The organism is Ruegeria sp. BF12, assembly GCF_056538705.1.
In genome coordinates, this window is record NZ_JBQFTP010000008.1 from 173,761 (window position 1) to 198,940 (window position 25,180).

Here is a 25,180-nt window from a genome sequence, read left to right on the forward strand (position 1 = left end):
CGTGGACGGTACAACGCTGGAACAGAGCTCCAAGACCGGCACACAGCGCGAGGCCGTGATCCGCGTTCGCAACCTGACGAACCGGTTCGGGCCACAAGTCGTGCACGAGAACCTGAATCTGGACGTTTGGCGCGGCGAAGTTTTGGGGATCGTCGGCGGCTCGGGAACCGGTAAATCGGTCTTGCTGCGCACAATTGTGGGTCTGAACAGACCGGCTGCTGGCAGCATCGAAGTCCTTGGTGTCGACGTTTTGAACGGGCCGGAAGAGGAACGGCGCCGCATTGAGCGTCATTGGGGCGTCGCCTTTCAGGACGGCGCGCTGTTTTCGTCTTTGACCGTTTTGCAGAATGTCATGGCCCCGTTGCGCGAACATACCGGGCTGAGCGAAAAGCTGATGTGCGCGCTTGGTAACCTCAAGATCAGTCTCGTTGGACTGCCGGCACTGAGCTGCGGCAAGCTGCCATCTGAATTGTCCGGCGGGATGCGCAAACGCGCCGCGCTTGCCCGAGCCTTGGCGCTTGACCCCGAGATCGTGTTTCTGGATGAACCAACCGCCGGGTTGGATCCGATTGGCGCTGCCGCCTACGACGAACTGATCGGAGAATTGCAGCATGCATTGGGCTTGACGGTGTTTATGGTCACGCATGATCTGGATAGCCTCTACGCCATTTGCGATCGGGTCGCAGTGCTTGCAGAAAAACGCGTTCTGGTTGAAGGTCCGATTGAAGAAATGACCAAAGTCGATCATCCTTGGGTTCAGGAGTATTTCACCGGCCCCCGGGCGCGCGCGGCGCAAGAGAAGGGGCAGGACAGGTAAAGGCTATGGAGACCCGGGCAAACTATATTCTGATCGGTGCGTTCACCATTGCGGGCATACTCGGTGCCTTTGGGTTTTTCCTGTGGCTCGCGAAGTTCGAGGTGTCACGGCAATACGCGTATTACGATGTACTTTTCGACAATGTCTCGGGTCTGTCCGCCGCAGGCGGTGTGAGTTTTAACGGCCTGCCGGTGGGACAGGTGATTTCGTTGAACCTGGATGAAGATGACCCGTCAAAGGTGCGCGTGAAGTTGGAAGTAGACGCCGATATTCCCGTGACCGAAGACACTATCGCGCAATTGCAATCCCTGGGTGTCACAGGTGTCAGTTACGTTGAGCTGACCGGGGGCAAAAGCGGCGACAAGCGGTTGCCGGAAAACAGCGTGATCAAAAGCAAACGCAGCGCCATTCAATCCCTGTTCGAAGGGGCGCCGAAGGTATTGGACGAGGCCGTTACCCTGCTGGAAAGTCTGAACGAAGTTGTCGACGACAAAAACCGCAAATCCGTCAGCGACATTCTGGAAAACCTGGCCGCGGCTTCGGGCAAATTGGACAAAACACTTTCGGATTTTGAAAATCTATCAACGGATCTTGGCGGGGCTGCGAAACAGCTGGGCAACTTCACCACACGCCTGGAAAAGCTTGCCGACACGGCCGAAACGACCCTGACCACAGGGACGGACACCCTCAAAAGCGTGAAGACGGCGGCAGAGTCTGCGACGGCAACTCTGGATACCGCCAAGGGCACAATCGAGACTGCTGACCGTTTGATCAAAGACGATCTCAAGGCCTTCATTGATCGAGCATCGGAGTTGGCAGAACGGCTGTCGGGGTTGTCGGACGAAGGCAGCGTCGCTTTGGCAACGGTCAACGAGACCTTCTTGAACGCAAACAAGACTTTGGGATCGATCACCGGCGCCATGGAAACCGCAAACAGCACGCTTGTGTCTGCGGAAAAGGCCTTTGACTCGGCCAACAAGGTGATAAACGAAGACGTCGGAGCGGTCATGGACGATATCCGAAATGCCGCCAACCAAGTTGCGACCACGGTTTCGAACGTCACCGATAAGCTGGATAAAATCTCGGCCGACATCCTGAGCGCGTCACAATCTGCGTCCGAGTTGATGGGAACCATCGACGGCATCGTTCAAGACAACCGGCGACAATTGTCCGATTTCCTCCGCGTCGGCCTGCCGCAATTCACACGGTTTGTGGAAGAGTCGCAACGGCTTGTAATCAGCCTGGATCGGCTGGTGGATAAAATCGAACGTGACCCGGCACGCTTCTTACTGGGGACCCAAGCATCGGAGTTTCGCCAATGATCAGGCTCTTTCTCTTGGCTCTGGCGCTGGTTTCGCTGGCAGGTTGTACCGGATTGGGGACGCTCAGACAGGCGTCCAAACCGAACGATCTGTATCTTTTGACGCCAAAAAGCACCTTTTCGTCGTCTTTGCCGCGCGTTCAAAAGCAGATCGTCGTGCAGGAACCGACGGCGACCGCTGCGGTCAACACCGATCAGATCGCCATTCAGCCAACGCCGCTTCAGGTGCAGTATCTGCCGCGTGCAAGGTGGGTGGATCGCGCACCACTGATTGTTCAGGCGCTGCTTGTGGAAAGCTATGAAAACAGTGGAAAAGTGGCCGCCGTAGGCCGTTCGACTGTTGGCCTGCGTGCGGACTACGTCATTGTCCCGGATCTGCGTGAGTTTCAGGGGCTCGTCATCAGTGACGTAGAGGGGTCAAAAAGCATACGCGTAGAGGTGCGCCTTAACATTAAGATTATCGACGAGTTCGAAGACAAGATCATCGCATCAAGCTCATTTCGGGAATTTGTTGTATCGGCAAGTGACAAGACACCGGATCTTGTGAGGGCTTTCGACGAAGCTTTGGGCAAGACCATGCGGGACGCCGTGGAATGGAGCGTGCGCCGCATCAACACCCACGCGGCCAACAACCAAAGATCGTACTGATATGAGCTGGGCGCTGCCTAGCGCAGCGCCCATTTTTGTCGTCACTTTGTCAGCGTTTCCGCAAGCCGCATCAGAGTTACGGCTTCGGCCCTGTAGCCAAACAGATCTTCGCCTCGGGCAGCGTTGGCCAACCCGATCGCATCCTCATGGGACCAATCCCCTAAATATTCACCGCCGCGCAACAATTGCCCAAATCCTGCAATTGCATAGGAAAAGCGCACATCGTCCGTGACCTCTCCTTGGACTGACATAATTGGTTCCTCAATCAGCTGACTCTGCACAGCGCCGGGCGTTTTGTAACGTAGCTTGAAGAACCCGATCTCATCTGATTCTCCTTGTACCGAGTGCTCGCCATAGCGTAGCGGATCGTTTCGGATCGCATCCGACCCAACCGGTGTAACCTCGTAGATCGCTGTAACCGAGTGACCCGCACCGACGTCTCCCGCATCCACCTTATCATTAGAGAAATCCTCGCGTCGCAGTGCGCGGGTTTCGTACCCGATCAGTCGATACTCGGCGATTTGCGACGGATTGAACTCGACCTGAATTTTGACGTCATTGGCGATTGGGAACAACGCGCCGGTCAACTGATCCACCAACACCTTTCGCGCCTCGCTCAGCGTGTCGATATAAGCTGCCTGCCCATTTCCGTTCTGAGCAAGCGCCTGCATGGTGGCATCGTCCAGATTGCCTCGACCAAAGCCCAGAACGCTTAGAAATGTGCCACTTTCGCGCTTGCGGGCGATGAAGTCTTCCAAAGCTTCGGGATCTGACAGCCCGACGTTGAAATCTCCGTCCGTGGCCAGAATAACGCGCGTTATCTCTCCGTCAGAAACCATGCTTTCGGCGACCTCATAAGCCTGCTGCAACCCGGCCTGCCCCGCGGTCGAACCACCTGCCTCCAACCTATCAAGCGCACTGAGGATTTTATTGCGTTCCGCAGCCGCCGTAGGTTCCAGCACCTGCCCCGCACTGCCAGCGTATGTCACGATTGAAATCTGATCCTCGGGCCTTAGTTCCGACAGCAACAAGCGGAACGATTGCTTGAGTAGCGGAAGCTTGTTTGCGTCCTGCATGGAGCCCGACGTGTCGATCAGAAAGACCAGGTTCAGAGGCGGACGATCTTCGATCCGCGGCAACGCGCCTTGAATACCGATATGAACAAGCTGAGTGCCCTCGTTCCAGGGCGTTGGCGATACGGTAATTGTCGGTCGAAACGGGGCATCGCCTTCGGGCGCGGGGTAGGAATAGGGGAAATAATTCACCATTTCCTCGACCCGAACGGCATCTTTGGAGGGAAGCTGGCCGCGCATCAACGAGGATCGGACAATCGAGTATGACGCTGTATCGACGTCGATCGAGAACGTCGATACCGGCTCTTCGCTAGTCACTTTCACAGCGTTGTTTTCCGCGTTCGCAAAGGTTTCAGTGTCTGGCTGAGGTATCAACCCCACCTCTGGCTGCATCATGTTTGGGACGGCCTCGTCATACGTAGCGCCGTCTGCAAGGCCAAAACTCGCACCTCCTTCAGCACCCAATCCAGCCGCGCTCAGTTGTCGTGATGCCATCTTGGACCGATTGGCTTCAGCTACTTCTTCACGAGTGACCGGAGGCTCAACGACAGGTTCCTCAAGGCTCGCAATGTCCGCTTCGGGCAACGGTGGAGCGGCAACGCGACTTTCACTTCGCGATAGCGGCTGGATCACAACGTCCCGAGTTTGCGGCACGATCATTACAAGGGCCACGGCAGCAACTGCTGTTGTGGCGGTCAACACACCGCGGTGCGACAAAGCGTTCAACATGGATTTTGCTCCTTCTGTCATGCGGGCCAGAGGGCCGCGCTTAACAGTCGGACGCATTGCAGCGCGCGATCCTTGGTTGCGGGCGAAATCTTTCTGAGCCTGCTCCAGGTTTTCCGCACGTCGGCGCGCATCAGGTGCCGGAGTAGCGGCATCCATCAATGCTCTGAGTTCTTCAAGATCATCGGTCATTGTGCCAATTCCTCTTGCCGCAGGATACGCAGCCGCTTGCGGATGTCGGACATCCGCCAGGAAACGGTCCCTTCTGAAACCCCCAACACGGCAGCAGCTTCGGCATGGGTCATCTCATCTTCCAGGGTCAAAGCCAGCGTGTCCTGCAGTTCAGGCGGCAAAGACTGCATGGCGCGCTGCAACCAATCCAGGGCTTCGGCTGTTTCTGCGGCCTCTGCCCGGCGCATCTGTTCGGCATCGCCCCACCCCTCTGCCGCGCGGTTACGGCTGGCATTTCGACGCCGGGCGTCTTCTGCCGCGTTGACCACAACCCGATAAAGCCAGGTCGTGAATTTCGCCTGAGCTCTAAACCCAGTGATTTTTGCGGGGAGGGCCGCGCAGATATCCTGTGTCAGATCTTCGGCTTGATCCGCCCGCCCCGTCAGACGGAAAGCCAGACGAAAAACACGGTCATAGTGGCGCTGTAGAAGGGTAGAAAACGCGTCAGCGTCCCCTTCTGCGGCGGCCATCACAAGGTCCTCATCCGATATATTCATGCGCATCACGATGGGTAAGACGGATCGGAATCTTCAATCCTTGACGGTGTCTCCAAAAAAATTCAAAAATGATCCGCCGAAGCCGCTTTCCAGTCTGCTTCAAACTCAACCGGGATTGCATCCGACAACAAAACGCCTTCGTCGACAAAGGTATAGAGTTCGGCATAGGACCGTTCGCGTTCATCCGCCGTGCGACGGCGAATATCACTCGGACGCAGCTCGGATACGCTTTCCTTCCCCATAGCGCCCAAAAGTTCGCGGAAGCTTTCCAGGGTCGCGTCGTGGAAGCGATGCACACGCTGACGTTTTTGCGGAACATTTACAGCCCTGCCCCGGATCGGGTCTTGTGTGGCGACCCCCGATGGGCAGCGGTTCGTGTTGCAATGCAGCGCCTGGATGCACCCAACGGCAAACATCATTGCACGTGCCGCGTTGCACATATCTGCGCCCAGCGCGAATTTCTCGACCATATCGTACCCCGTCGCCACCTTGCCCGAGCAGATAATCCGGATCTTGTCACGCAAACCTACGCCACGCAGACAGTTATTTGCGAAAATCAGCGCCTCGTTCAGCGGCATGCCCAGACGGTTGGTAAACTCCACCGGCGCTGCACCGGTGCCTCCTTCCGCGCCATCAATCGTAATGAAGTCTGGGAGGATACCGGTTTCCAGCATCGCCTTGCAGATCGCCATGAATTCGGAAGGTCTGCCGATACATAATTTGAACCCAACCGGTTTACCGTCCGACATCTCGCGCAAATGTTGCACGAAGTGCAGTAGGCCAGTCGGCCCCTCAAAGGCCGAGTGAATCGGCGGGGAGATTACGTCCTGATGTTCGGGTACACCCCGAATTTCGGCGATCTCTTTGTCTACTTTTGCAGCGGGCAACACACCTCCGTGGGAAGGCTTGGCGCCCTGCGAAAGTTTGATCTCAATCGCTTTGACAACATCCTTCTTGGCCTTCTCTGCAAAGAGATCCTTGTCGAAGCCCCCTTCAGGTGTTCGGCAACCGAAATAGCCTGTTCCAATCTGCCAGATGATATCACCACCTTCGGCCAAATGGTGTGGGGACAGACCACCCTCACCCGTATTGTGCGCAAAGCCCCCGTCTTTGGCACCACCGTTCAGCGCTCGGATTGCGTTGGCGCTGAGGGCACCAAAACTCATCGCGGAAACGTTCAATCGCGATGCGTTGTAAGGCTGGGAACATTGGGGGCCACCGAGCATGATCCGTTCTTCGCTTTCAGCCACGTTCTTCGGTGCCAGCGAATGGTTCGCCCGATGATACCCAACCGTCATGATATCGTACTGGGTGCCAAAAGCCTGTGTATCGACCTGCCCCTTTGCCCGCGAATAGACAAGCGCGCGAATGATCCTGTTGAAAGGCCGGCCGCTTTCATTCGTTTCAACGAAGTATTGCCGGATTTCCGGGCTGACGAACTCCAACATATAGCGAAAGTGCCCCAGAACCGGGTAGTTGTTCAGCACGTTGTGCTTTGTTGTCAGCATATCGTAGAGGCCAACCACGGCGTATGGAATGAGTAGGACCAGCAGCCAAAGTGCCGGCGGCCAGAAATACCCCCAGAGCAGAGTCAACGGCAGACATACATAAGTAAGGACATAGTAGAGTCTGCGTACAATCATTCGTGCTCTCCCAGTATGGCGTGGTGCCTGACCGGCTCGGGCAGACAGGTCCTGCGCCAACCGTGGGGCAAATCGGCGTTAGATTGCAAGCCATTGTGCCCACGTTCACATAATCGGGCGGACTTGTGAAAGACTGCCGAACCCTAGGCCGCAGTTGATCCATTCACCATCTGCCTATATCCCCGAACAGAAAGGATTTGGGCAGGGCAACAGGCTGTGACACAGAAACGAACAGGCGTTCGGACCACGGTTTTGATGTTCGCAGCCGTTTTCCTTGGCGGAGCAGCAGGATCGCTGCTGCGCGAGCTGTTCTCAGTCAACATTCCCGGTGCGGATTTTTTAACGCAGACCTTCGGCATCAACATCGTGGCTTGTTTCATACTCGGGTGGCTCTACTCCGTTCGCAACCGGGTGCACGCCCATGTCCTGCACTTGGGGGCCGTTGGCTTCTGTGGCGGCTTGTCGACCTTTTCGTCCTTCGTGGCAGAACTGGAGCGTTTAGCGTTGTCCAATATCTGGGTTGCAGCTTCGGCTGCCGCGCTGGAGATCACAGTCGGATTGGCTGCTGCAATTCTGGGTGAAGCCATCGGGCGGCGCATTCATTTGCGGGGGCTTTCGGAATGAACGAATTGTACCTGCATGCCATGTTTGGGTTGGGCGGCGGTCTGGGTGCAGTGTTGCGCCATTGGATCGCACTTTGGGTTGTTCATGATCTGCCGTTGTCGACTCTGATCGTGAACGTTCTGGGAAGTCTTTTACTGGGCCTGTGGATCGCGTATCTCGGTGGTCCTGTTGAGATGGGTGAAGAAGAAAAACGGCTCGTTTTTGGCTTCTGCGGCGGCTTCACGACGTTTTCCAGCTTTGCCTACCAATCGCTGGAATTAAGGCGCGAGCGCACGCTTGCGCTAGCCGCTGGCAATATTCTTCTCAGCCTGGTTTTGTGCTGGTGCGCCTTGGCTCTGGGGTTATTCCTGCTGCGTTAATGCGCCGGTACAGACGCTTGCGTACCGGGTTTGGGCGCCTTGCAGAACAACAAAAGCGGAATAGTAGCCAGCGCCAGTAGCCCGAGATTGTTGAAAACGGTCAGGTACGAGATCAACTCGGCCTGTTGCGAAATCTCCTGCCCCAGAATGGCCGCGCCCTGCGCGCTGTCCGGCGTCAGGTTCAGCGGTGCGAGGTAGGCTTGCGCCGCCGGATTGTAGGGCGTCACGTTTTGGCTGAGTACGGCAGTGTTCGTTTGCAAACCACGAACGACCCATGTGCCCACAAGCGAAATACCAACTGACGAGCCAAGCTGCCGTGTCACGTTGAACAGACCCGACGCCTCGTCCTGCCGGGATTTGGATATGCTCTCGAAGGCCAAGATGGACATCGGTACGAAGACGAGGCCCATACCCAGACCACTCACGGCACCTGGCCAGGCCAGTTCCCAGAAACCCGCATCCATGTTCAGCGCACCCATCATGAAGTTGCTGACGGCGGTCAATAGCATTCCCAGTCCGGCCAGCACGCGGGGATCAAATCGGGCTACCAAAACCGCACCGGTCAAAACCATCGACAAACCCGCGGCGATCCCGCGCGGGATAAACAGATGCCCGGAGGTGATAACGGGATAGTCCAGCAGGTTCTGGACAAATGTCGGCAAGATCGCGATCCCTCCAAACAGCGAAATAGCAAACCCGGCGATAACCAGATTGCACAGCGCAAAATTGCGATCTGCGAAAAAGCGCAGATCGACGACCGGCTTTTTTGTGGTCAATGCATGAGCAATGAACCCCAAAGCGCCCAAAACCGATGCGATGACCGCGACCTGAATGACGCGGGATGACAACCAGTCCTTGGTCTCTCCCTGATCCAGAACGAATTGCAGGCAGCCGATCCCGATGGCCAGAAGGGCCAGACCGGTCCAATCTATCCGAACCTCCTCGGTCTCGTCGTCGGGCAGCTCTCCGGCCAGCAGAAGCAGGGCCATGGCGGCCACCGGCAGGTTCACAAAAAACACCATTCGCCACGAAAAGTACTCGGTCAGGATCGCCCCAACCGTTGGTCCCAGCACCGGAGCGACAACGACACCCAAACCGAACACAGCCATCGCTTGACCGCGCTTTTCGCGGGGGAAGGCATCGAACAGAATGGACTGGGACAGCGGGATCAGAAACGCACCGAACATACCTTGTGCAAGACGGAAGGCGACGATGGTCTCCAGGCTCCACGACAGGCCACACATGACCGACATGGTGGCGAATCCAGTCACGGCGGTCAGGATCAGGCGTCGCCGTCCGACCCGCCGGGCGACAAAACCGGTCAGTGGCATCACGACAACTGCCGAGACAATGTAACTGGTCAGTATCCATGTGGCCTGATCGGTTGTCGCGCCGAACGCGGCCTGTATGTGAGGTAGCGCAACATTGACGATTGTACTGTCCAGCACCTCGAGAATGGCGCTGAGGACCACAGCGACAACAATCACCGGGTTGACGTGGCCAGCAGCCGAGGACGTCATTTTCCGCCCTGAGATGCCGTTGTGTCCACGGTCACCTTGCTGCTGCCCCCCACACGCAGCGGTGCGTCCGTTGGATCAAGTTCAACCCGCACCGGAAAACGGCGCGTGACCTTGACCCAGTTTCCACTGGCATTCTCAGATGGCAGCAACGAAAAGGTGTCTCCCGATCCCCGGCCGATTGATGCAACCTTGCCGGTCAGTGTCACACCCGGAAGCATGTCGATCTTGACGGTAACCGGCTGACCCGGGCGGATGCGCGGCAAAGATGTTTCCTTGAAATTGGCATCGACCCACCAGTCAGTGGACTCGACAATTGAAAACTGCGGAGCGTTGGCTGAAACCGATGATCCGGGCCTTAGTGTCAGATTGGCAATCCAACCATTCGCCGATGCAAACACTTTGGTCCAGTTGAGGTTTGCCTGTGCGATTTCCAACAGAGCCTGCGAGGACAAAATGTCATCCTGTTTGGCCGCCAAACCGCTTTGCAAGGCCAACAGGCTGGATTGGCTTGTGGTCAGTTGCGCGGAGGCCTGCGCGAAACTCGAGGTCGTCTGATCCAGAGAGGCCCGCGCCAGATCACCGGTAGAGAACAGCGCCTTGGCACGTTCCAGATTGCTTTGCGCGGTATCGTACGCGGACTGCGCGCTTTCGACGGACGCTTGCGCAGCGGCGATCTGTGTCGAATAGGACTGCGCCTGCTGCACAGCGCTGTCCAAATTGGCTTTGGCCTGATCGACCGATGCCTTGAATTGGGTGTCATCGATGGTGAACAGAAGATCCCCGTCTTTGATTGGCTGGTTTTCATCAACAAGCACTTCGGCGACCTGACCGGTGACCTGAGGCGCTACGTAGATGATGTTTGCCCCCACATAGGCATCATCGGTCGAGGGGTAACGTTCTTGGTGGCGCCAAAACAACAGCAGGCCAATGGCAATAGACCCCAGCATGACAACGGCACCGACGATTTTGAGAGATTTCATTTACCTGCCCCTGTTGTTTCGCTCGTCCAGACGTCACATAGGAAACGTGTGCATCCGGATCGCCAGATTGCCCATGATCCACACCGTCCCGAGAATGATTATCAGCAACACCAGCGTAGAGAACAGGATAAGATCCAGGTCTTCGCGGCTGCTGCGACGTCGGTCGATATGCAGGAAATAGACCAGTTGCACGATCAACTGAGCCAACCCCAGCAGGGCGATCGTCAGGTAAACGCCCTTCGTCTCGATACCGTATCGGTAGGCAATCCCGAACACCGCGAAGGTCAACAAAAGCGACCCGCCATAGCCAATCACATAACGACGGCGCTCGCGGCGATGCATCTCGCTGCGTTTATCCATAGGTCAGGCCTCCGAAATAAACGATGGTGATGATCCCGATCCAGATCAGGTCGAGAAAGTGCCAGAACAGCGCCAACCGCACCACGCGCGACATCAGCAGATCGGTCAGGCCAAAGACCCGCAGCTGAATACCCAGCACGATCAGCCACAGGCACCCGGCCGCGACATGCAGGCCGTGCAGGGGTACCAGCCCATAGAATGCGGACAGAAAACCGCTGCGCTGCGGGATACCACCCTTTTCGGCCATCGACATGAAGTCTCGGATTTCCAGCACCAAAAAACTAAGACCAAGAACCAATGTCACGCAGAACCAGAATACGATCCGCCACCGCGGAAGGTTGTACTTGAGAGCGAGCATCGCCAGACCAACGGTCAGGCTGCTTGTCAAAAGGATCAGCGTCTGGGCAAAGATGCTTGTGAGGTCGAACAGTTCATGCGGTCCCGGCCCGCCTGCCTGCGCGTCGATCATGGTGATGTAGATCGCGAACATCAGCCCGAAATAGACCAGATCGCTCATCAGAAAGACCCAGAACCCGAAGGTTACAACTTCGCTTGCCTTGTCGGCGCTTGCGTGTCGCCGCCCAAGGTTCAGGCCGGGGTAGCTGTGTGTCGGCGCGCGCTTCATGGCATTGCCTCCAGATCAGGGCGGGCTAATCCGCGGTTTTCCGGGGCGGCTTCGTTATCACGGTCGACAGGCGTGGACTTGTGAACCAGGTCCAGCCAGGCTTCGTGCTGTTTTCGTACCTGTTCCGCCGGGATGACACGTTCCGTTTCTGTTTTGAATGTCCAGGCGATGAAGGACCCTAGCATCATGACGGTTATCAGCGCCGCCAGCCACCAGATCCACCAAACCAGTGCAAACATCCAGATTCCGCTAAGCACGCAGAGTGTAAAGCCAATGCCGGTGTTCAGCGGTACCGAGATATCCTCATAAGCATCCGGTGTTGGGTAAGCGTTTCCGCGCTCTTTTGCGGCCGCGAAGTTGTCCCGGTCGGTGACGTGAGGAATGACCGCAAAGTTATAGAGCGGCGGTGGTGCCGGGATCGACCATTCCAACGTGCGCGCATCCCAAGGGTCGCCCACTGGCACGCGGGTTTGGTGCCGGTCCCGGATGCTGACCCACAATTGAACGATAATGGATAAAAGGGCACACAGAATGACCAATGCTCCGACAACGGCGATAATCATGTATGGGTGGAAACTGGGATCCTCCCAGCTGAAGGATCGACGCGGCATTCCCATCAGACCGACGAAGTACAGTGGCAGGAAGGTCAGCATGAACCCGACCGTCCACAACACAACCGAGACACGTCCCCAAAACTCGCTCAGACGAAACCCGAAGGCCTTGGGAAACCAGTAATTGTAACCTGCCAGCAATCCAAACAGCACGCCTGGCAACAGCACATTGTGGAAATGGGCGACCAGAAACAGAGTGTTGTGGACCTGATAGTCGACCGTGGGGTTGGCGAGGATGACGCCCGACAGTCCTCCGATCACAAAAAGCATCAGAAAGGCCAGCCCATAAAGCATAGGCACTGAGAACCGGATACGCCCCCGGAACATCGTCGCCATCCAGTCATAGACTTTAACGCCGGTCGGGATGGCGATCAGCATTGTTGCAATGCCGAAAACCGCGTTGATCAGTGCGCTTTGACCCATTGTGAAGAAGTGGTGCAGCCAGACGGTGAACGACAGCACAGCAATCGACATGGTGGCAATGACCAGCGAGTTGTATCCGTATAGACGTTTTGCCGAGAACGTGGCGAAAACCTCGGAATAGATCCCATAAGCGGGCAGAACCAGCAGATAGACCTCCGGGTGGCCGAACAACCAGAACAGGTTGGCGTAGTTCATCATGTTGCCACCAAGATCGTTCGTGAAAAAGTGGAAATCCAGATATCTGTCAGCCGCCAACAGCAACGCCGCAACCCCCAGAGGCGGCATTGCAAAGACGATCAGGATCGAGCTGCAGATGATCGTCCAGCAATACATCGGCAAACGCATGAACTTCATCCCCGGCGCGCGCAGTTTATATATGGTCACTGCAAAATTGATGCCGGTCAAAGTGGTGCCGATACCCGAGACAACGATAGCCCAGATCCAATAGTCCGGCCCGACGCCCGGATTGAACGCTGCGCCGGTATAAGGCGGATATGCCGTCCAGCCGCCCGTCGAGAATTCGCCCACCACCAGCGACACCATCAGCATCATCCCGGCCGAGACAGTCAGGCCCAGGCTGATCTGGTTCATCACGGGAAATGCGACGTCCCGCGCGCCAATCATCAGCGGGACCAAGAAATTCGCGACACCAAAGACAAAAGGCACGGCGACAAAGAAGATCATGATCGTGCCATGCGTGCTGAAGAGTTCGGCGAAGTGTTCAGGTTCCAGGAATCCGGCCCCCGGCCCCGTTGCCTGCTGGGCCCGCATGACCACGCCCTCCAGAACGCCGCGCGCCAGCATCACGATTGCAACAACGATGTACATGATGCCGATTTTCTTGTGGTCCGCGCTGGTCAGCCAGTCGCGCCACAATGGCCCCCAGAGGCGGAACCACGTCAGCAAACCGATCACGGCCACGACACCCACGATCACAACGCCTGCTGCGGCATTGGCAACGATTTCGTTGGCATTGGGGGTCTGGATCAGCCCCGCAATCGGAAACGCGTCCCAATTCAGGCGGCCAAAGAAGCCGGACTCCGTGGTGGTCATTTCTGTGCCTCCTGCCCAAATTCCACCGTCCCCGGCTGTTGATCCACTGGCAGCGCCTGACCACCGTGATATCTGTGCACAATGGACTGGAATAAATCACTGTCCTCCAACGTGAAGTACAGAGCGTTGTCCGGCATCCGTGCTGTCCCCAATGCGGCCTGAACCTCATCCCGATCCGAACGCATGGCCAAAACGCGATATGTTTCTTCGTCCAGAGGAATGCCGCTGCCTCGAACCTTTTCGACCCATGCACTGAAGTCGTCCGTCGGCATGGCTATGGTCTGAAACTTCTGCTTGGTAAAACCGCGCCCATTGTACTGGGTATTTTCACCCTGCATGGTTCCCGGCGCATCCGATACGACATGCAACTGTGTCGTCATCCCCGGCATTGCGTAGATCTGACCTGCCAGAGCCGGGATCATGAACGACTGCATCACGGTGTCAGTCGTCAGAGTCATGGCGACCTGCTGTTTTACCGGAATCCCAAATTCCCCGACACTGGCGATGCCAAGGTCCGGGTAGATGAACAGCCACTTCCAGTCTAAACCAACGACCTGAACGTTCAGCGCAGGCGTTTCACCGAACCTTGCCACATAAGGATCAAGCCTGTGGGTTGCCTTCCACAAGTAGAAAGAAAGGAGGGCCACGATCACGACGGGCACACCCCACATGACGAACTCCAGAGGCCCGGAAAAGTCCCATTTTGGTCGATAAAGGGCACTGCCGTCAGAGCGCCGCCGGTACCGAATTGCGATCAACGGGACCAGTACCAGAACCGGAACGACCGCGATCAGGATCAGAACCGTCGCTCGAAAAAGGTGGAGTTTCTGGACGGCTGCAATGGGCCCCTGAGGATCCATGAAACTGTCACTTGCAATGGCAGTCTGTGCCACGACGGAAAAAATCGCAGCAGCAATCATGACTTGCATCGCCTTTGGTGACATTCGGGAAAGAGCCACGCGTGATTATCCTCCAGAGCCATCCTCTGGGGCCAACTATCGGCAGACACATGAAATTTCTCAAGGTTTTTTCCAAAATGGCCAAAAGTGTGTCGTCCATCGTGACCAATCGCCGGGATAGGAGCAGACAAAATCAAATGTTCGGCGATGTTGACTTACAACCGACGGCGGGCGAGACCTTGGGTGATGCGTTGGATTGTATTCATCCTCAGCCTTTGGTGCCTGTCCACAAGCGCAAATGCGCAGGATCGTTCCGCGGTCGAACGGCAGTTTCAGACATGGTTGAACGAAACTGTCTGGCCAATGGCCAAGGCCAGGGGCGTTTCGCGTCGTACTATGCGGCAAGCTTTTGACGGGGTCACGCTGAATTGGAAGCTGCCGGATTTGGTGCCGCCGGGCCAAGCGGTCAAAACACCCAAGCAGCAAAAACAAGCAGAGTTCGGGTCTCCGGGCCGCTACTTTAACGCGGGTTCCGTACAGGGGGCGACATCCGTTGGCCGGCAGATGGCTCGACGGCATGCCGCGACTTTGTCTCGCGTTGAGGCTGAAACCGGCGTGCCTGCTCGTATCATCCTGGCCATCTGGGGTCGCGAAAGCGGTTATGGTCAGGTTCCCATTCGTCACGATACCTTTCAGGTACTGGGCACCAAGGGTTTCATGAGCACCCGTGCCGCGTACTTCACGGAAGAGCTCATCGCGGCCTTAGAAATCGCGGAAGCCGGCAATGCACCACCCGGAACCATGAAAAGCAGTTGGGCCGGCGCGCTTGGGCAACCGCAGTTTATGCCGACCAGTTTTCTGGCCTACGCAGCCGACGGAAATGGGGACGGCACAGCCGACATCTGGACCTCGGCGGACGATACAATCGCGTCTATCGGAAACTACCTAGCGCAGCATGGTTGGAAATCCGGGCGCGACTGGGGGTTTGAGGTCATCGTCCCTGACTCGGTCTCCTGTGCGCTTGAAGGCCCGGATCAAGGCAGGCCCATTCAGGACTGGGCCGAAATGGGGATCGCACGCGTTTCAGGCAAGGCATTTCCCCGGCATGAACAGACAGGTGAAGGGTACTTGATGATGCCCGCCGGGCGAAACGGCCCCGCTTTTATCGTGACGCCCAACTTCTATATCCTCAAGGAATACAACAAGAGCGATCTGTATGCCTTGTTCGTAGGGCATGTCGGAGACCGTATTCAGTTCGGCGTCGGCGATTTCAAAGGGCGTTGGGGTAAAGTCGCTAATTTATACCGGTCTGATATTGCGGCCATGCAGCGCGCGCTCGAGCAACAGGGCCACGACGTAGGCGGCGCTGACGGCCTGCCCGGTTTCAAAACCCGCCGATCGATCGGGCGCTGGCAGCAGGCCAGTGGTCGTGCGCCGACCTGCTTCCCTGAAGTGAGTATGAAGGCGGCGCTGATCCGCTATTGATTCGCCCGGTTCCGGCCATCCTTCAGCACCCTGACGCCGCGGAAATCGCCAAACAGAAATCTCCTGCCTTCACGAAAATGTCACGAAGCGATGACGTTTCAGCATAAAATTTCCAACGCAACCCCGATTTCAATCACAATCCACCTCTGGTTGCCCAATTTTCAGGCAAAGGCTTTAACCTTTTTTGAAATAATGCCACGTTCTGCGTCAGTGAAAGGCGACTTTCGCAAACACGTTCCCGACTGCAAACCGAAAGACTGCGACGCGGTGTTCATTGCGATCTAAAAAAGCAAAATTCGAACCTGCCCCGGTCTCTTTCTGGGTCGGACAAACATGGTGGCCTACTGCCATCCTGAAGGGATGCGCGTGTGCTACCGAAAAAAACGGGAGTAGAAACACATGAACAAGTACATTCGGACATCTCTGGCGGGGCTGTTGACCTCGACCATGATCGTCGGTGCTGCATTTGCCGCGGGTACGCACCCGAAAACCGGCGAAGCGCTGGCGGATGACCAGACCTTTACCTATCGTATTCTGGACGAGCACAGCTCGGTCGACCCTCAGGTTGTTGAGGATGTTTCCGGCGCCGAGATCGTTCGTGACCTGTTCGAAGGCCTGATGAACCAGGACGAAGACGGCAATTTGGTTCCCGGTGTCGCCACTGGTTACACAACCAACGACACCAAAGACGTTTACACCTTTACCCTTCGCGACAACGCAAAATGGTCAAACGGTGATCCGGTGACCGCAGGCGATTTTGTTTACGCCTGGAAACGTGCCGTCGATCCCGCCCTGTCTTCGCCTTACGCGTGGTTCATGGAGCTGATGTCGATCGAGAATGCGTCTGAAATCATCGCAGGTGACAAGCCGATTGACGAACTGGGCGTCAAAGCCATCGACGACCACACGCTGGAAGTTACCCTAAGCGCACCGCTGCCATATTTCGCGCAGATGACCACGCACTCGACCACTTTCCCTGCCCCGCAGAAAGTCATCGAAGAATTTGGCGACGCCTGGACCAAACCGGAAAACATCGTCTCAAACGGCGCTTATGTTCTGACCGAGCATCTGCCGCAGGAACGTTCGGTCCGCGAGCGGAACGAAAACTACTGGGATAACGACAACACCATCATCGAAAAAGTCGTGGCGCTGGTCATTAACGATGAAAACGTCGCTTTGACCCGCTATCTGGCTGGAGAGCTGGACCGCACCGAAGTCCCCGCTGGTCAGTTCCCACGCCTGCAGAAAGAGCACCCGGAAGAGGCGATCAGCTTCCCGCGCTTGTGTAACTATTACTACACGTTCAACCTGTCCGAGGGTGGCCCCGAGGCCTTCAAAGACCCTAACGTTCGTCAGGCCCTGTCACTGGCCGTCGACCGCAAGATCATCACCGAGAACATCATGGCCGGTGGACAGCCGCAGGCTTACACTTTCGCACCTGAAGCGACCGCCGGCTTTGACGTTCCGGACGTCGAAATGGCGTCCATGTCTCAGGCCGAGCGCGACGAACTGGCCAAGGAACTGCTGGCCGCGGCTGGTTATGGTCCCGACAACCCACTGAGCTTTGAGATGGTTTACAACACCTCGGAAGCCCACAAGAAGGTCGCCGTGGCGCTGAGCCAGATGTGGAAGCAAAAACTGGGCGTAAACGCCGAGCTGGCCAACATGGAATGGAAGATCTTCCTGGAAGAGCGCGGCAACCAGAACTTCGATCTGGCACGTGGCGCATGGTGTGGCGACTATAACGAAGCTTCGACCTTCCTCGACCTGTTGCAGTCGGATTCCGGTTATAACGACGGCAAGTACAACAACGCACGTGTTGACGAACTGCTGGCCGAAGCAAAAACCTCTGACGATGCGGCACCTCTCTACACCGAGGTCGAGCGCATCATCGCACAAGAGACCCCCGTTATCCCGATCTACCACTATGCTGGCGTCTACATGATGGACAGCGATGTCGGTAACTGGCCGGTCAAAAACGTAGAGCAGAACTGGTACTCCAAGAACCTCTACAAAACCGCCGAGTAATCATCCTTTGACCACGCGTTGCCCCGGAGCTTTCTCCGGGGCAACGCCAATAATTGGGGGCATGAAATGCTTGCCTATATCGTCCGGCGGTTGTTAATGGCCGTTCCAACGATCCTGTTGCTGATCGTTGCAAGTTTCTTTTTGATGCACTTCGCGCCAGGTGGGCCCTTCACCTCGGAACGGCCACTGCCGCCCGCGGTTCTGGCCAATATCGAGGCGCGGTACGGGCTGGACCAGCCGCTGTGGAAACAGCTTTGGGATTACCTGTACAACATCGTCGTGCATTTTGATTTCGGCCCGTCCTTCAAGTTCAAGGACCGGGATGTGAATGACATCATCGCGCAGGGTTTCCCGATCTCGCTGACCTACGGTTCACTCTCCTTCCTGGTGGCGACATCCGTTGGAGTCGCACTGGGGATTGCCGCCGCGATCAAACACAATAGCTGGATCGACTACTTCGCTGTCGGTCTGGGCATCGCAGCCCAAGCGCTGCCGAACTTCATCATGGGTCCGATCCTGATCCTGACCTTCACCTTGTGGCTGGGATGGCTGCCGGGCGGTGGCTGGAATGGCGGTCAGTGGCAATACCTGATCATGCCTGTTATCGCGCTGGCGACGTCCTACATGGGCTCAATCGCGCGGATCACACGTTCGTCGATGCTGGAAGTTCTGAACTCGAACTTCATTCGCACCGCGCGGGCCAAGGGATTGCCGACAAGAACCGTGATCTGGCGCCACGCGCTGAAACCGACCTTGCTGCCCGTCGTGTCTTATCTGGGACCGGTATTCGTCTACGTACTGACCGGTTCGGTCTTTGTGGACATCTACTTTTCGACCGGCGGATTGGGACAAGCCTATGTGGGGTCCGCTCTGTCTCGCGACTATGCCGTGCTGCTGGGGGTCACGATCCTTTATGGTGTCCTGACCGTTCTGGTGAACCTGCTGACCGACCTGGCCTATGCCTGGTTCGATCCGAAAATCCGTTACTGAGGGGCTGGCAATGCTTGGTAAATCACAAAAAGCCGCCCACCTGGCCGAAGACATCACCGATTTTTCGGTCATTCAGGGGCGTTCACTCTGGCAAGACGCACGGATGCGTTTTGTTCGCAATAAGGCTGCAATGGCGAGCCTCTTTATCCTCGGTCTTATCGTTTTGTTCACGATCATCGGGCCCTACTTCGCTGTCTGGAACAACGAAGAGATCGACTGGAACGTCATGGGCGACGTGCGCGGCATGGGGATGCCTTCTGTCGAAACAGGGCACTTCTTTGGAGTCGATGATCTAGGGCGTGACCTTTACAGCCGCGTTATTCAAGCGACAACGACGTCGTTGTTGGTGGGTCTGATCGGCGCCGCGACGGCGTTGATTGTCGGCACGTGCTACGGCATCACCGCTGGATATATCGGTGGCCGAACCGACGGCGTCATGATGCGCTTTGTCGATATCTTGTTGGCAATTCCGGCGACGCTGGTCATCATCCTGCTGCTGGTTGTGGCAGGCCGGTCGTTTGTAATGCTATTCATCGCGCTTGGTGCGGTCGGGTGGCTCACTATGGCGCGGATCGTGCGGGGCCAGACACTGACCCTGAAGAACCGTGAATTCATCGAGGCCGCGCGTGCGGCCGGTGTCAGCGAGTTCACCATCATGTATCGCCACATCCTGCCCAATTTGCTTGGCGTGGTGATCGTCTATGCCTCGCTTCTGGTGCCTGAGATGATCCTGACCGAAAGTTTCATCTCGTTCCTAGGTCTTGGGATCTCGGAACCCTACACGTCGTTGGGTCGTCTGATCGCTGAAGGCGCAGGAACTATGGGCTATGGCACACTTTGGCAGCTATTGTTCCCGCTCACATTCTACGTCGCAATCATCATCACGATGTTCTTCATCGGTGATGGCCTGCGCGACGCTCTGGACCCGAAGGATCGCTGATATGAGTCTGTTTTCCATAAAGGACCTGAGCGTCCAGTTCGACACCCCCGATGGCATAGTCGAGGCCGTCAAGGGCATCAGTTTCGATATCAATCCGGGTGAATGCCTGGGCATCGTGGGTGAAAGCGGGTCTGGCAAAAGTCAGACCTTCATGGCCGCGATGGGGCTGTTGCCGCCTGCTGGACGGGCACTTGGGTCAGCCATGTTGAACGGTCAGGAAATCCTGAATCTGCCGGTCAACAAGCTGAACCAAATCCGCGGCGACGATGTCGGCATGATTTTCCAAGACCCGTTGACCGCCCTAACACCGCACCTGCGGATCGGTCAGCAAATGCGCGAAGTTCTGCAAGTTCACGAGGGACTGCAAGGTTCCGCCGCACGGGCACGTTGTCTGGAGTGGTTGGACCGTGTGCGTATCCCCGAGGCCAAACGCCGTCTGGATCAATACCCGCATGAGCTTTCCGGCGGCATGCGCCAGCGGGTCATGATCGCGATGTCGATGCTGTGTAATCCCAAGCTCTTGATCGCAGATGAACCTACAACCGCACTGGATGTAACCGTTCAGGCCGACATTCTGGACCTGATGGTGCGTCTGCAAAAGGACGAGGGCACTGCCATCGCGCTGATTACCCATGACATGGGTGTCGTCGCGAGGATGTGCGACCGCGTTCAGGTGATGCGACTGGGTCAATTCGTGGAAGCGGGAGAGACGCGCGAGATCTTTCGTGCGCCGAAACACGAATACACACGAACACTGCTGGAAGCGATGCCACGCATCGACGCCGGCGATGCACCCAAGGCGCTGGACAAGATCGACGAGCCTCTGCTGAAGGTCGATGACGTCAAGGTGCACTTTCCGATCCACGTTTCAGGCGGGTTGTTCGGACGCAAAGTGCCTCTGAAAGCCGTTGATGGTGTCAGCTTTGACATCCGCAAAGGTGAAACACTCGGCGTTGTGGGTGAGTCGGGCTGCGGTAAGTCAACTCTGGCACGGGCCGTTCTGCAGTTGATCGAGCCCAGCGCGGGTAACGTCAGCTGGCTGGGCCATCCCATTGTTGGGTTGAAACGACGCGAACTGAACAAATACCGCAAGGATTTACAGATCGTTTTCCAGGATCCATTGGCCAGCCTCGATCCGCGTATGACCATCTCGGCCTCGATCGCTGAACCGCTGAAAACCTACCGGCCCGACCTGACCGAGCGTGAGCGTAAAAAGATGGTCGCGGAAATGATGGAGCGGGTCGGCCTGAAGGCCAATATGATCAACCGTTACCCGCATGAACTGTCCGGCGGTCAGAACCAGCGCGTCGGCATCGCCCGCGCCATGATCAACAAACCCAAGCTGATCATCTGCGACGAAGCGGTGTCTGCATTGGACGTCTCAATTCAGGCGCAGATTGTGGAACTGCTGCGGGAATTGCAAAAGGAGTTCGGTCTGTCGATGATCTTCATCAGCCACGACCTGTCGGTTGTGCGGGCGGTTTCGAATCGGATTATGGTTCTGTATCTGGGCCGGATCGTGGAGTTGGGGGATGGCGAAGTGATCTGTTCTGATCCGATCCATCCCTATACCAAATCTCTGATCTCGGCGGTCCCAATTCCGGATCCGGACGTGGAACGCAGCAGAACGCGCCTGAAGTTGCCCGGCGAATTACCTTCGCCTATGGATCCAAAGGCCGCACTGCGTTTCCTTCCAAGCCGACTTACGGCCGGTGACACAAACTATGTGCCGCAGCTGAGCGAAGTGAAGCCTGATCATTTTGTGGCTGAACATGACTCGCTCGAATCCATCATGGCTAAGGCGTAATAGCTGCCCTGCCCCGAAGCACCATTTTGCCTTCGGGGCATTTTTTTAGCGGCGGACATTACTCGCCGTTGAGATTTCCAAAATCACCTAATTCGGTGAAAATTGGCTATATTGTTGACCTATTCAGCCGACTTACAACCGACGCCTTGGTCAGCTAAAGCGGGTAGTTTTGACTTCCATAGTTAACGGTGGCACGATTTCTCCGGATTGCTTGAAGTTAGTCTGTATGCGTTGAATGTTCCGGCTGCGCACCCTATTAGGTAGCCTTGAAAGCACAAATTCATTCGGACGGTAATTTACAGTGAGAGGTAGTATGGCACGTAAGGTCACAAAGGCGGTTTTCCCGGTAGCGGGTCTGGGCACCCGTTTTCTACCCGCAACAAAATCGGTGCCTAAGGAAATCATGACCTTGGTTGACCGCCCTCTGGTTCAATATGCCATCGACGAAGCCCGCGCTGCCGGGATCACAGAGTTCATTTTTGTGACATCGCGCGGGAAGTCGGCGTTGGAGGACTATTTCGACTGCAACCAAATTCTTGAGCAAACGCTTAAGGAAAAAGGCAAAGACGACCTGTTGGAGACGCTGAATGCAACCAACATGGAAAGCGGGGCAATCGCCTATATCCGCCAGCACAAAGCCTTGGGCCTGGGTCACGCAGTCTGGTGCGCACGTCGACTGATCGGGGACGAACCTTTTGCAGTCATGCTCCCCGACGACGTGATCGCGGCGGAAAGACCCTGCCTGCAGCAGATGATCGAAGCCTATGAGGAAACCGGTGGAAACATGGTCGCCACCATGGAGGTTCCTGCCGAAAAAACCAGTTCGTACGGTGTGCTGGATGTGGGTGAAAACATCGGTCAGGTGGTACGTGCCCGCGGCATGGTGGAAAAACCCAGCCCCGAAACGGCACCTTCCAATCTGGCAGTAATCGGTCGCTATGTTCTTCGCCCGTCTGTCCTGTACAACCTCAATCAGAACAAGCAAGGCAGCGGTGGCGAAATTCAATTGACTGACGCGATCGCCGAGGACATCAGAAACGGCGTACCGGTCTTTGGCTACAAGTTCGACGGACAAAGGTTTGACTGTGGCTCCAAGTCGGGTTTCCTGCAGGCCACTGTTGCCTTTGCGCTTGCACGCGACGATCTGCGTGATGACTTGAGAGAATACTTGCATGACGTCGTGGTCACGAGCCAGGCCGCACAGTAACAGGATCACCTAACTCTCGCTGGCAAGAATGAACGGGGCAAGTTGCACAAGACGCAGCTTGCTCTTTTTGCTTGCACGCCTGTTTTGCACTTCGCCAAACAAACAAGTGATTAGCGAATTGTTGCCGGGGCGTTCGGCTCAGTCAGTCGAAATTCATGTGTGTCACGGCAGTGTTGCGCACAATGCAATTGTCGCACTGACAGCCAACGGAGGATGCCCCTTGTCCCTGAATTCGCCCAGATTGAATCTGCCTTTCCTTCAACCCTCGCAGGCACAAAAGCACGTCACACATAACGAAGCCCTGCGACTTCTGGATCTGGTGGTGCAACTGAATGTTGTGGCAACCAATGCTGCGACTCCGCCTGCAGCACCTGCTCAGGGTGAAATTCACGCAATTGGAACAGCCCCCACCGGCGATTGGTACGGGCAGCCTGGAAAACTTGCGGCCTGGCTGGACAACACCTGGCACTTTGTGAGTCCAGATTTGGGTTGGCGCGCTTGGGATCAAACCACCGAACGTCTGAAAGTATGGGACGGGACCGCCTGGATCGACCCTCCGATTTCTACGCAGAACTTGCCCGGTGTTGGCATCGCCACCGGGTACGACAGTACAAATCGCCTGTCGGTCCGATCCCCGGCCACGTTGTTGAGTCACGATGGCGGCGGGCATCAACTGAAGATCAACAAAGCCGACGCCGATGATACCGCATCCCTGTTGTTTCAATCCAACTGGACCGGCCACGCCGAAATGGGTCTGTCGGGCACCACTGGGTTTTCGATCAAGGTCTCACCGGATGGAAACAACTGGTCAGATGCGCTGAGTTTTAATCCCGCGACCGGAATAGCCAGCGGCTCGGCCATTCAAAACAATGCGAATGACACGACCGCCGGGCGATTGATGCGGGCGGATTATGGCTATGGACCGGGCAATCTGGTGGGTGCGGTCGCGCAGTCCGGCGGAAATCCAACCGGCGCGGTTATCGAACGCGGAAGCACATCAGACGGCGAATTCGTCCGTTTCGCAGATGGAACACAGATTTGCACAGCAACGCCGGACCCCACAGCTTGCACAAACACCGAAGGTGCCATGTTTGCCAGCACGTCCGCATTATGGACCTTCCCGGCTGCGTTTGCGGCTGGAACCACCCCAACACTCAGCGGCAGCGGCGGCGGCATTAGCAGGCTTGTCGGGTTCGACACGCCGTCTGAAACCCAGGTTGCGTTCAAGGTGTTTTCTTCAACGTCTGATTCCGTAACGCTTTCGCCAGCGTGCATCGCTATCGGTCGCTGGTTCTGACCCCCCTGCCGCCCGGACGCGCGTTCGGGCGGCTATTTGGCGCGCAGGCTTGCGTCAGACTGTTCCTGAAACCACGCGTAAGTTTCGCGAATTCCATCCTCGAGACCCGTCTTCGCGCGCCATCCCATGTCTGCCAGACGCGAAACATCCATCAGCTTTCGCATTGTGCCGTCCGGCTTGCTGACGTCCTGGGAAATCCGCCCCGCAAACCCGGTGACTTTGGCAACCAGCGTCGCCAGTTCGGCAATCGAAACATCCTCGCCACAACCAACATTGATATGGCTCAGCATGGGATGGGTATTGGCCTCATAGACTTCGCGAGGCAGGTCCAGAACGAACAACGACGCTTCGGCCATGTCGTCTACGTGAAGGAACTCGCGCCGTGGCTTGCCGCTGCCCCAGATGACAACCTCGTCCAGCCCATCGAGCTGCGCCTCGTGGAACCGGCGGATCAGAGCGGGCAGGACGTGGCTGTTTTCAGGGTGAAAATTGTCGCCCGGACCATAGAGGTTTGTCGGCATTACTGAACGATAATCTACCCCGTGCTGCCGGTTATAACTTTCACACAGTTTGATCCCGGCGATTTTGGCCACCGCGTAGGGTTCGTTCGTCGGTTCAAGCACACCCGTCAGCAATGCATCTTCCCGCATCGGCTGCGGGACGGCGCGCGGGTAGATGCAGGAACTACCCAACTGCAGCAGGTTTTTGACACCCGCGTCAAAAGCCTGATGGATCACGTTACATTCGATCATCAGGTTTTCGTAAATGAAATCTGCCGGATACGTGTTGTTGGCGTGAATACCACCTACCTTGGCTGCCGCCAAAATGACAACGTCGGGTCGCTCTGTCTGCATGAAATCCCGGACGGCTGTCTGAGCTGTCAGGTCAAGCTCTGCGTGCGTTCGCGTTACAAGCTCCAACGCTTCGCCCGAGGTCTGACGGTCTCGCAGGCGACGCAGAATTGCTCCGCCAACCATACCGCGATGACCTGCCACATAGATTTTGCGCATGTCAGC

The 25,180-nt window shown here is 56.6% G+C and carries 22 protein-coding genes; 12 read left to right on the forward strand and 10 right to left on the reverse strand.

What is annotated here, in order from left to right:
- Position 1 precedes the first annotated feature (1 nt).
- From ACR0J0_RS14200 to ACR0J0_RS14210, 3 genes are read left to right on the forward strand one after another with little or no spacing between them, the layout of a single operon-like run.
- Positions 2 to 817, forward strand: a complete 816-nt coding sequence (locus ACR0J0_RS14200) for an ABC transporter ATP-binding protein (RefSeq protein ID WP_480664803.1) — start codon at positions 2 to 4, stop codon at positions 815 to 817.
- Between the two features lie 5 nt (positions 818 to 822).
- Positions 823 to 2,139, forward strand: a complete 1,317-nt coding sequence (locus ACR0J0_RS14205) for an MlaD family protein (protein WP_480664804.1) — start codon at positions 823 to 825, stop codon at positions 2,137 to 2,139.
- On the forward strand, positions 2,136 to 2,786 hold the full coding sequence (locus ACR0J0_RS14210) for an ABC-type transport auxiliary lipoprotein family protein (protein ID WP_480664805.1): 651 nt from the start codon (positions 2,136 to 2,138) through the stop codon (positions 2,784 to 2,786). The genes ACR0J0_RS14205 and ACR0J0_RS14210 overlap by 4 nt, the downstream gene beginning before the upstream one ends.
- 41 nt (positions 2,787 to 2,827) lie before the next feature.
- Here the strand turns inward: ACR0J0_RS14210 and ACR0J0_RS14215 are convergent, their stop codons facing one another.
- From ACR0J0_RS14215 to ACR0J0_RS14225, 3 genes are all read right to left on the reverse strand, one after another.
- On the reverse strand, positions 2,828 to 4,777 hold the full coding sequence (locus ACR0J0_RS14215) for a vWA domain-containing protein (protein ID WP_480664806.1): 1,950 nt from the start codon (positions 4,775 to 4,777) through the stop codon (positions 2,828 to 2,830).
- Positions 4,774 to 5,313, reverse strand: coding sequence for an RNA polymerase sigma factor (locus tag ACR0J0_RS14220; protein ID WP_480664807.1), 540 nt, complete (start codon positions 5,311 to 5,313; stop codon positions 4,774 to 4,776). The genes ACR0J0_RS14215 and ACR0J0_RS14220 overlap by 4 nt, the downstream gene beginning before the upstream one ends.
- A 62-nt stretch (positions 5,314 to 5,375) precedes the next feature.
- The gene (locus ACR0J0_RS14225; protein WP_480664808.1) at positions 5,376 to 6,956 is read right to left on the reverse strand and encodes an FMN-binding glutamate synthase family protein; all 1,581 of its coding nucleotides are present in this window, start codon (positions 6,954 to 6,956) and stop codon (positions 5,376 to 5,378) included.
- A 216-nt stretch (positions 6,957 to 7,172) separates the two neighbouring features.
- Between ACR0J0_RS14225 and ACR0J0_RS14230 the strand changes: the two genes are divergently transcribed.
- Positions 7,173 to 7,580: a fluoride efflux transporter FluC gene (locus ACR0J0_RS14230; RefSeq protein ID WP_480664809.1), complete on the forward strand. Its 408-nt coding sequence runs from the start codon at positions 7,173 to 7,175 to the stop codon at positions 7,578 to 7,580.
- Positions 7,577 to 7,939 carry a fluoride efflux transporter FluC gene (locus tag ACR0J0_RS14235; RefSeq protein WP_480664810.1) on the forward strand — a complete coding sequence of 121 codons (363 nt, stop codon included), beginning with the start codon at positions 7,577 to 7,579 and terminating at the stop codon, positions 7,937 to 7,939. The genes ACR0J0_RS14230 and ACR0J0_RS14235 overlap by 4 nt, the downstream gene beginning before the upstream one ends.
- On the opposite strand, the gene ACR0J0_RS14240 is transcribed toward ACR0J0_RS14235, so the two are convergent.
- Genes ACR0J0_RS14240 through ACR0J0_RS14265 form a run of 6 tightly spaced genes read right to left on the reverse strand, consistent with a single transcriptional unit; the run spans position 7,936 to position 14,470 of the window.
- Positions 7,936 to 9,459: a DHA2 family efflux MFS transporter permease subunit gene (locus tag ACR0J0_RS14240; RefSeq protein WP_480664811.1), complete on the reverse strand. Its 1,524-nt coding sequence runs from the start codon at positions 9,457 to 9,459 to the stop codon at positions 7,936 to 7,938. The two genes, ACR0J0_RS14235 and ACR0J0_RS14240, sit on opposite strands and share 4 nt — an antisense overlap.
- Positions 9,456 to 10,439 (reverse strand): HlyD family secretion protein, encoded by a 984-nt coding sequence (locus ACR0J0_RS14245; protein WP_480664812.1) that lies wholly within the window; start codon positions 10,437 to 10,439, stop codon positions 9,456 to 9,458. The genes ACR0J0_RS14240 and ACR0J0_RS14245 overlap by 4 nt, the downstream gene beginning before the upstream one ends.
- A gap of 33 nt (positions 10,440 to 10,472) precedes the next feature.
- Entirely contained in the window at positions 10,473 to 10,799 is a 327-nt protein-coding gene (locus ACR0J0_RS14250) for a cytochrome o ubiquinol oxidase subunit IV (protein WP_480664813.1), read from the reverse strand.
- Positions 10,792 to 11,424, reverse strand: a complete 633-nt coding sequence (locus ACR0J0_RS14255; protein WP_480664814.1) for a cytochrome c oxidase subunit 3 — start codon at positions 11,422 to 11,424, stop codon at positions 10,792 to 10,794. Before ACR0J0_RS14255 ends, ACR0J0_RS14250 begins: the two co-directional genes overlap by 8 nt.
- Complete coding sequence (locus tag ACR0J0_RS14260) at positions 11,421 to 13,511, reverse strand: cbb3-type cytochrome c oxidase subunit I (protein WP_480664815.1); 2,091 nt, start codon at positions 13,509 to 13,511, stop codon at positions 11,421 to 11,423. The genes ACR0J0_RS14255 and ACR0J0_RS14260 overlap by 4 nt, the downstream gene beginning before the upstream one ends.
- Positions 13,508 to 14,470, reverse strand: coding sequence for a cytochrome ubiquinol oxidase subunit II (locus tag ACR0J0_RS14265; protein ID WP_480664816.1), 963 nt, complete (start codon positions 14,468 to 14,470; stop codon positions 13,508 to 13,510). The genes ACR0J0_RS14260 and ACR0J0_RS14265 overlap by 4 nt, the downstream gene beginning before the upstream one ends.
- Positions 14,471 to 14,656: 186 nt before the next feature.
- Between ACR0J0_RS14265 and ACR0J0_RS14270 the strand changes: the two genes are divergently transcribed.
- The 7 genes from ACR0J0_RS14270 to ACR0J0_RS14300 all read left to right on the forward strand — a co-directional run bounded on the left by ACR0J0_RS14270 (position 14,657) and on the right by ACR0J0_RS14300 (position 24,164).
- Positions 14,657 to 15,895 (forward strand): lytic murein transglycosylase, encoded by a 1,239-nt coding sequence (locus ACR0J0_RS14270; protein ID WP_480664817.1) that lies wholly within the window; start codon positions 14,657 to 14,659, stop codon positions 15,893 to 15,895.
- A gap of 399 nt (positions 15,896 to 16,294) precedes the next feature.
- Positions 16,295 to 17,923 (forward strand): peptide ABC transporter substrate-binding protein, encoded by a 1,629-nt coding sequence (locus ACR0J0_RS14275; protein ID WP_480664818.1) that lies wholly within the window; start codon positions 16,295 to 16,297, stop codon positions 17,921 to 17,923.
- Positions 17,924 to 17,989: 66 nt separating this feature from the next.
- Positions 17,990 to 18,913 (forward strand): oligopeptide ABC transporter permease OppB, encoded by a 924-nt coding sequence (gene oppB, locus ACR0J0_RS14280; protein ID WP_480664819.1) that lies wholly within the window; start codon positions 17,990 to 17,992, stop codon positions 18,911 to 18,913.
- Between the two features lie 10 nt (positions 18,914 to 18,923).
- Positions 18,924 to 19,853: an ABC transporter permease subunit gene (locus tag ACR0J0_RS14285; protein ID WP_480664820.1), complete on the forward strand. Its 930-nt coding sequence runs from the start codon at positions 18,924 to 18,926 to the stop codon at positions 19,851 to 19,853.
- A 1-nt stretch (position 19,854) separates the two neighbouring features.
- Positions 19,855 to 21,660: an ABC transporter ATP-binding protein gene (locus ACR0J0_RS14290; RefSeq protein ID WP_480664821.1), complete on the forward strand. Its 1,806-nt coding sequence runs from the start codon at positions 19,855 to 19,857 to the stop codon at positions 21,658 to 21,660.
- Positions 21,661 to 21,973: 313 nt separating this feature from the next.
- Complete coding sequence (gene galU / locus ACR0J0_RS14295; protein ID WP_480664822.1) at positions 21,974 to 22,867, forward strand: UTP--glucose-1-phosphate uridylyltransferase GalU; 894 nt, start codon at positions 21,974 to 21,976, stop codon at positions 22,865 to 22,867.
- Between the two features lie 220 nt (positions 22,868 to 23,087).
- Complete coding sequence (locus ACR0J0_RS14300; protein WP_480664823.1) at positions 23,088 to 24,164, forward strand: DUF2793 domain-containing protein; 1,077 nt, start codon at positions 23,088 to 23,090, stop codon at positions 24,162 to 24,164.
- Between the two features lie 32 nt (positions 24,165 to 24,196).
- On the opposite strand, the gene fcl is transcribed toward ACR0J0_RS14300, so the two are convergent.
- Positions 24,197 to 25,174 carry a GDP-L-fucose synthase gene (gene fcl, locus ACR0J0_RS14305; protein ID WP_480664824.1) on the reverse strand — a complete coding sequence of 326 codons (978 nt, stop codon included), beginning with the start codon at positions 25,172 to 25,174 and terminating at the stop codon, positions 24,197 to 24,199.
- Between the last annotated feature and the right edge of the window lie 6 nt (positions 25,175 to 25,180).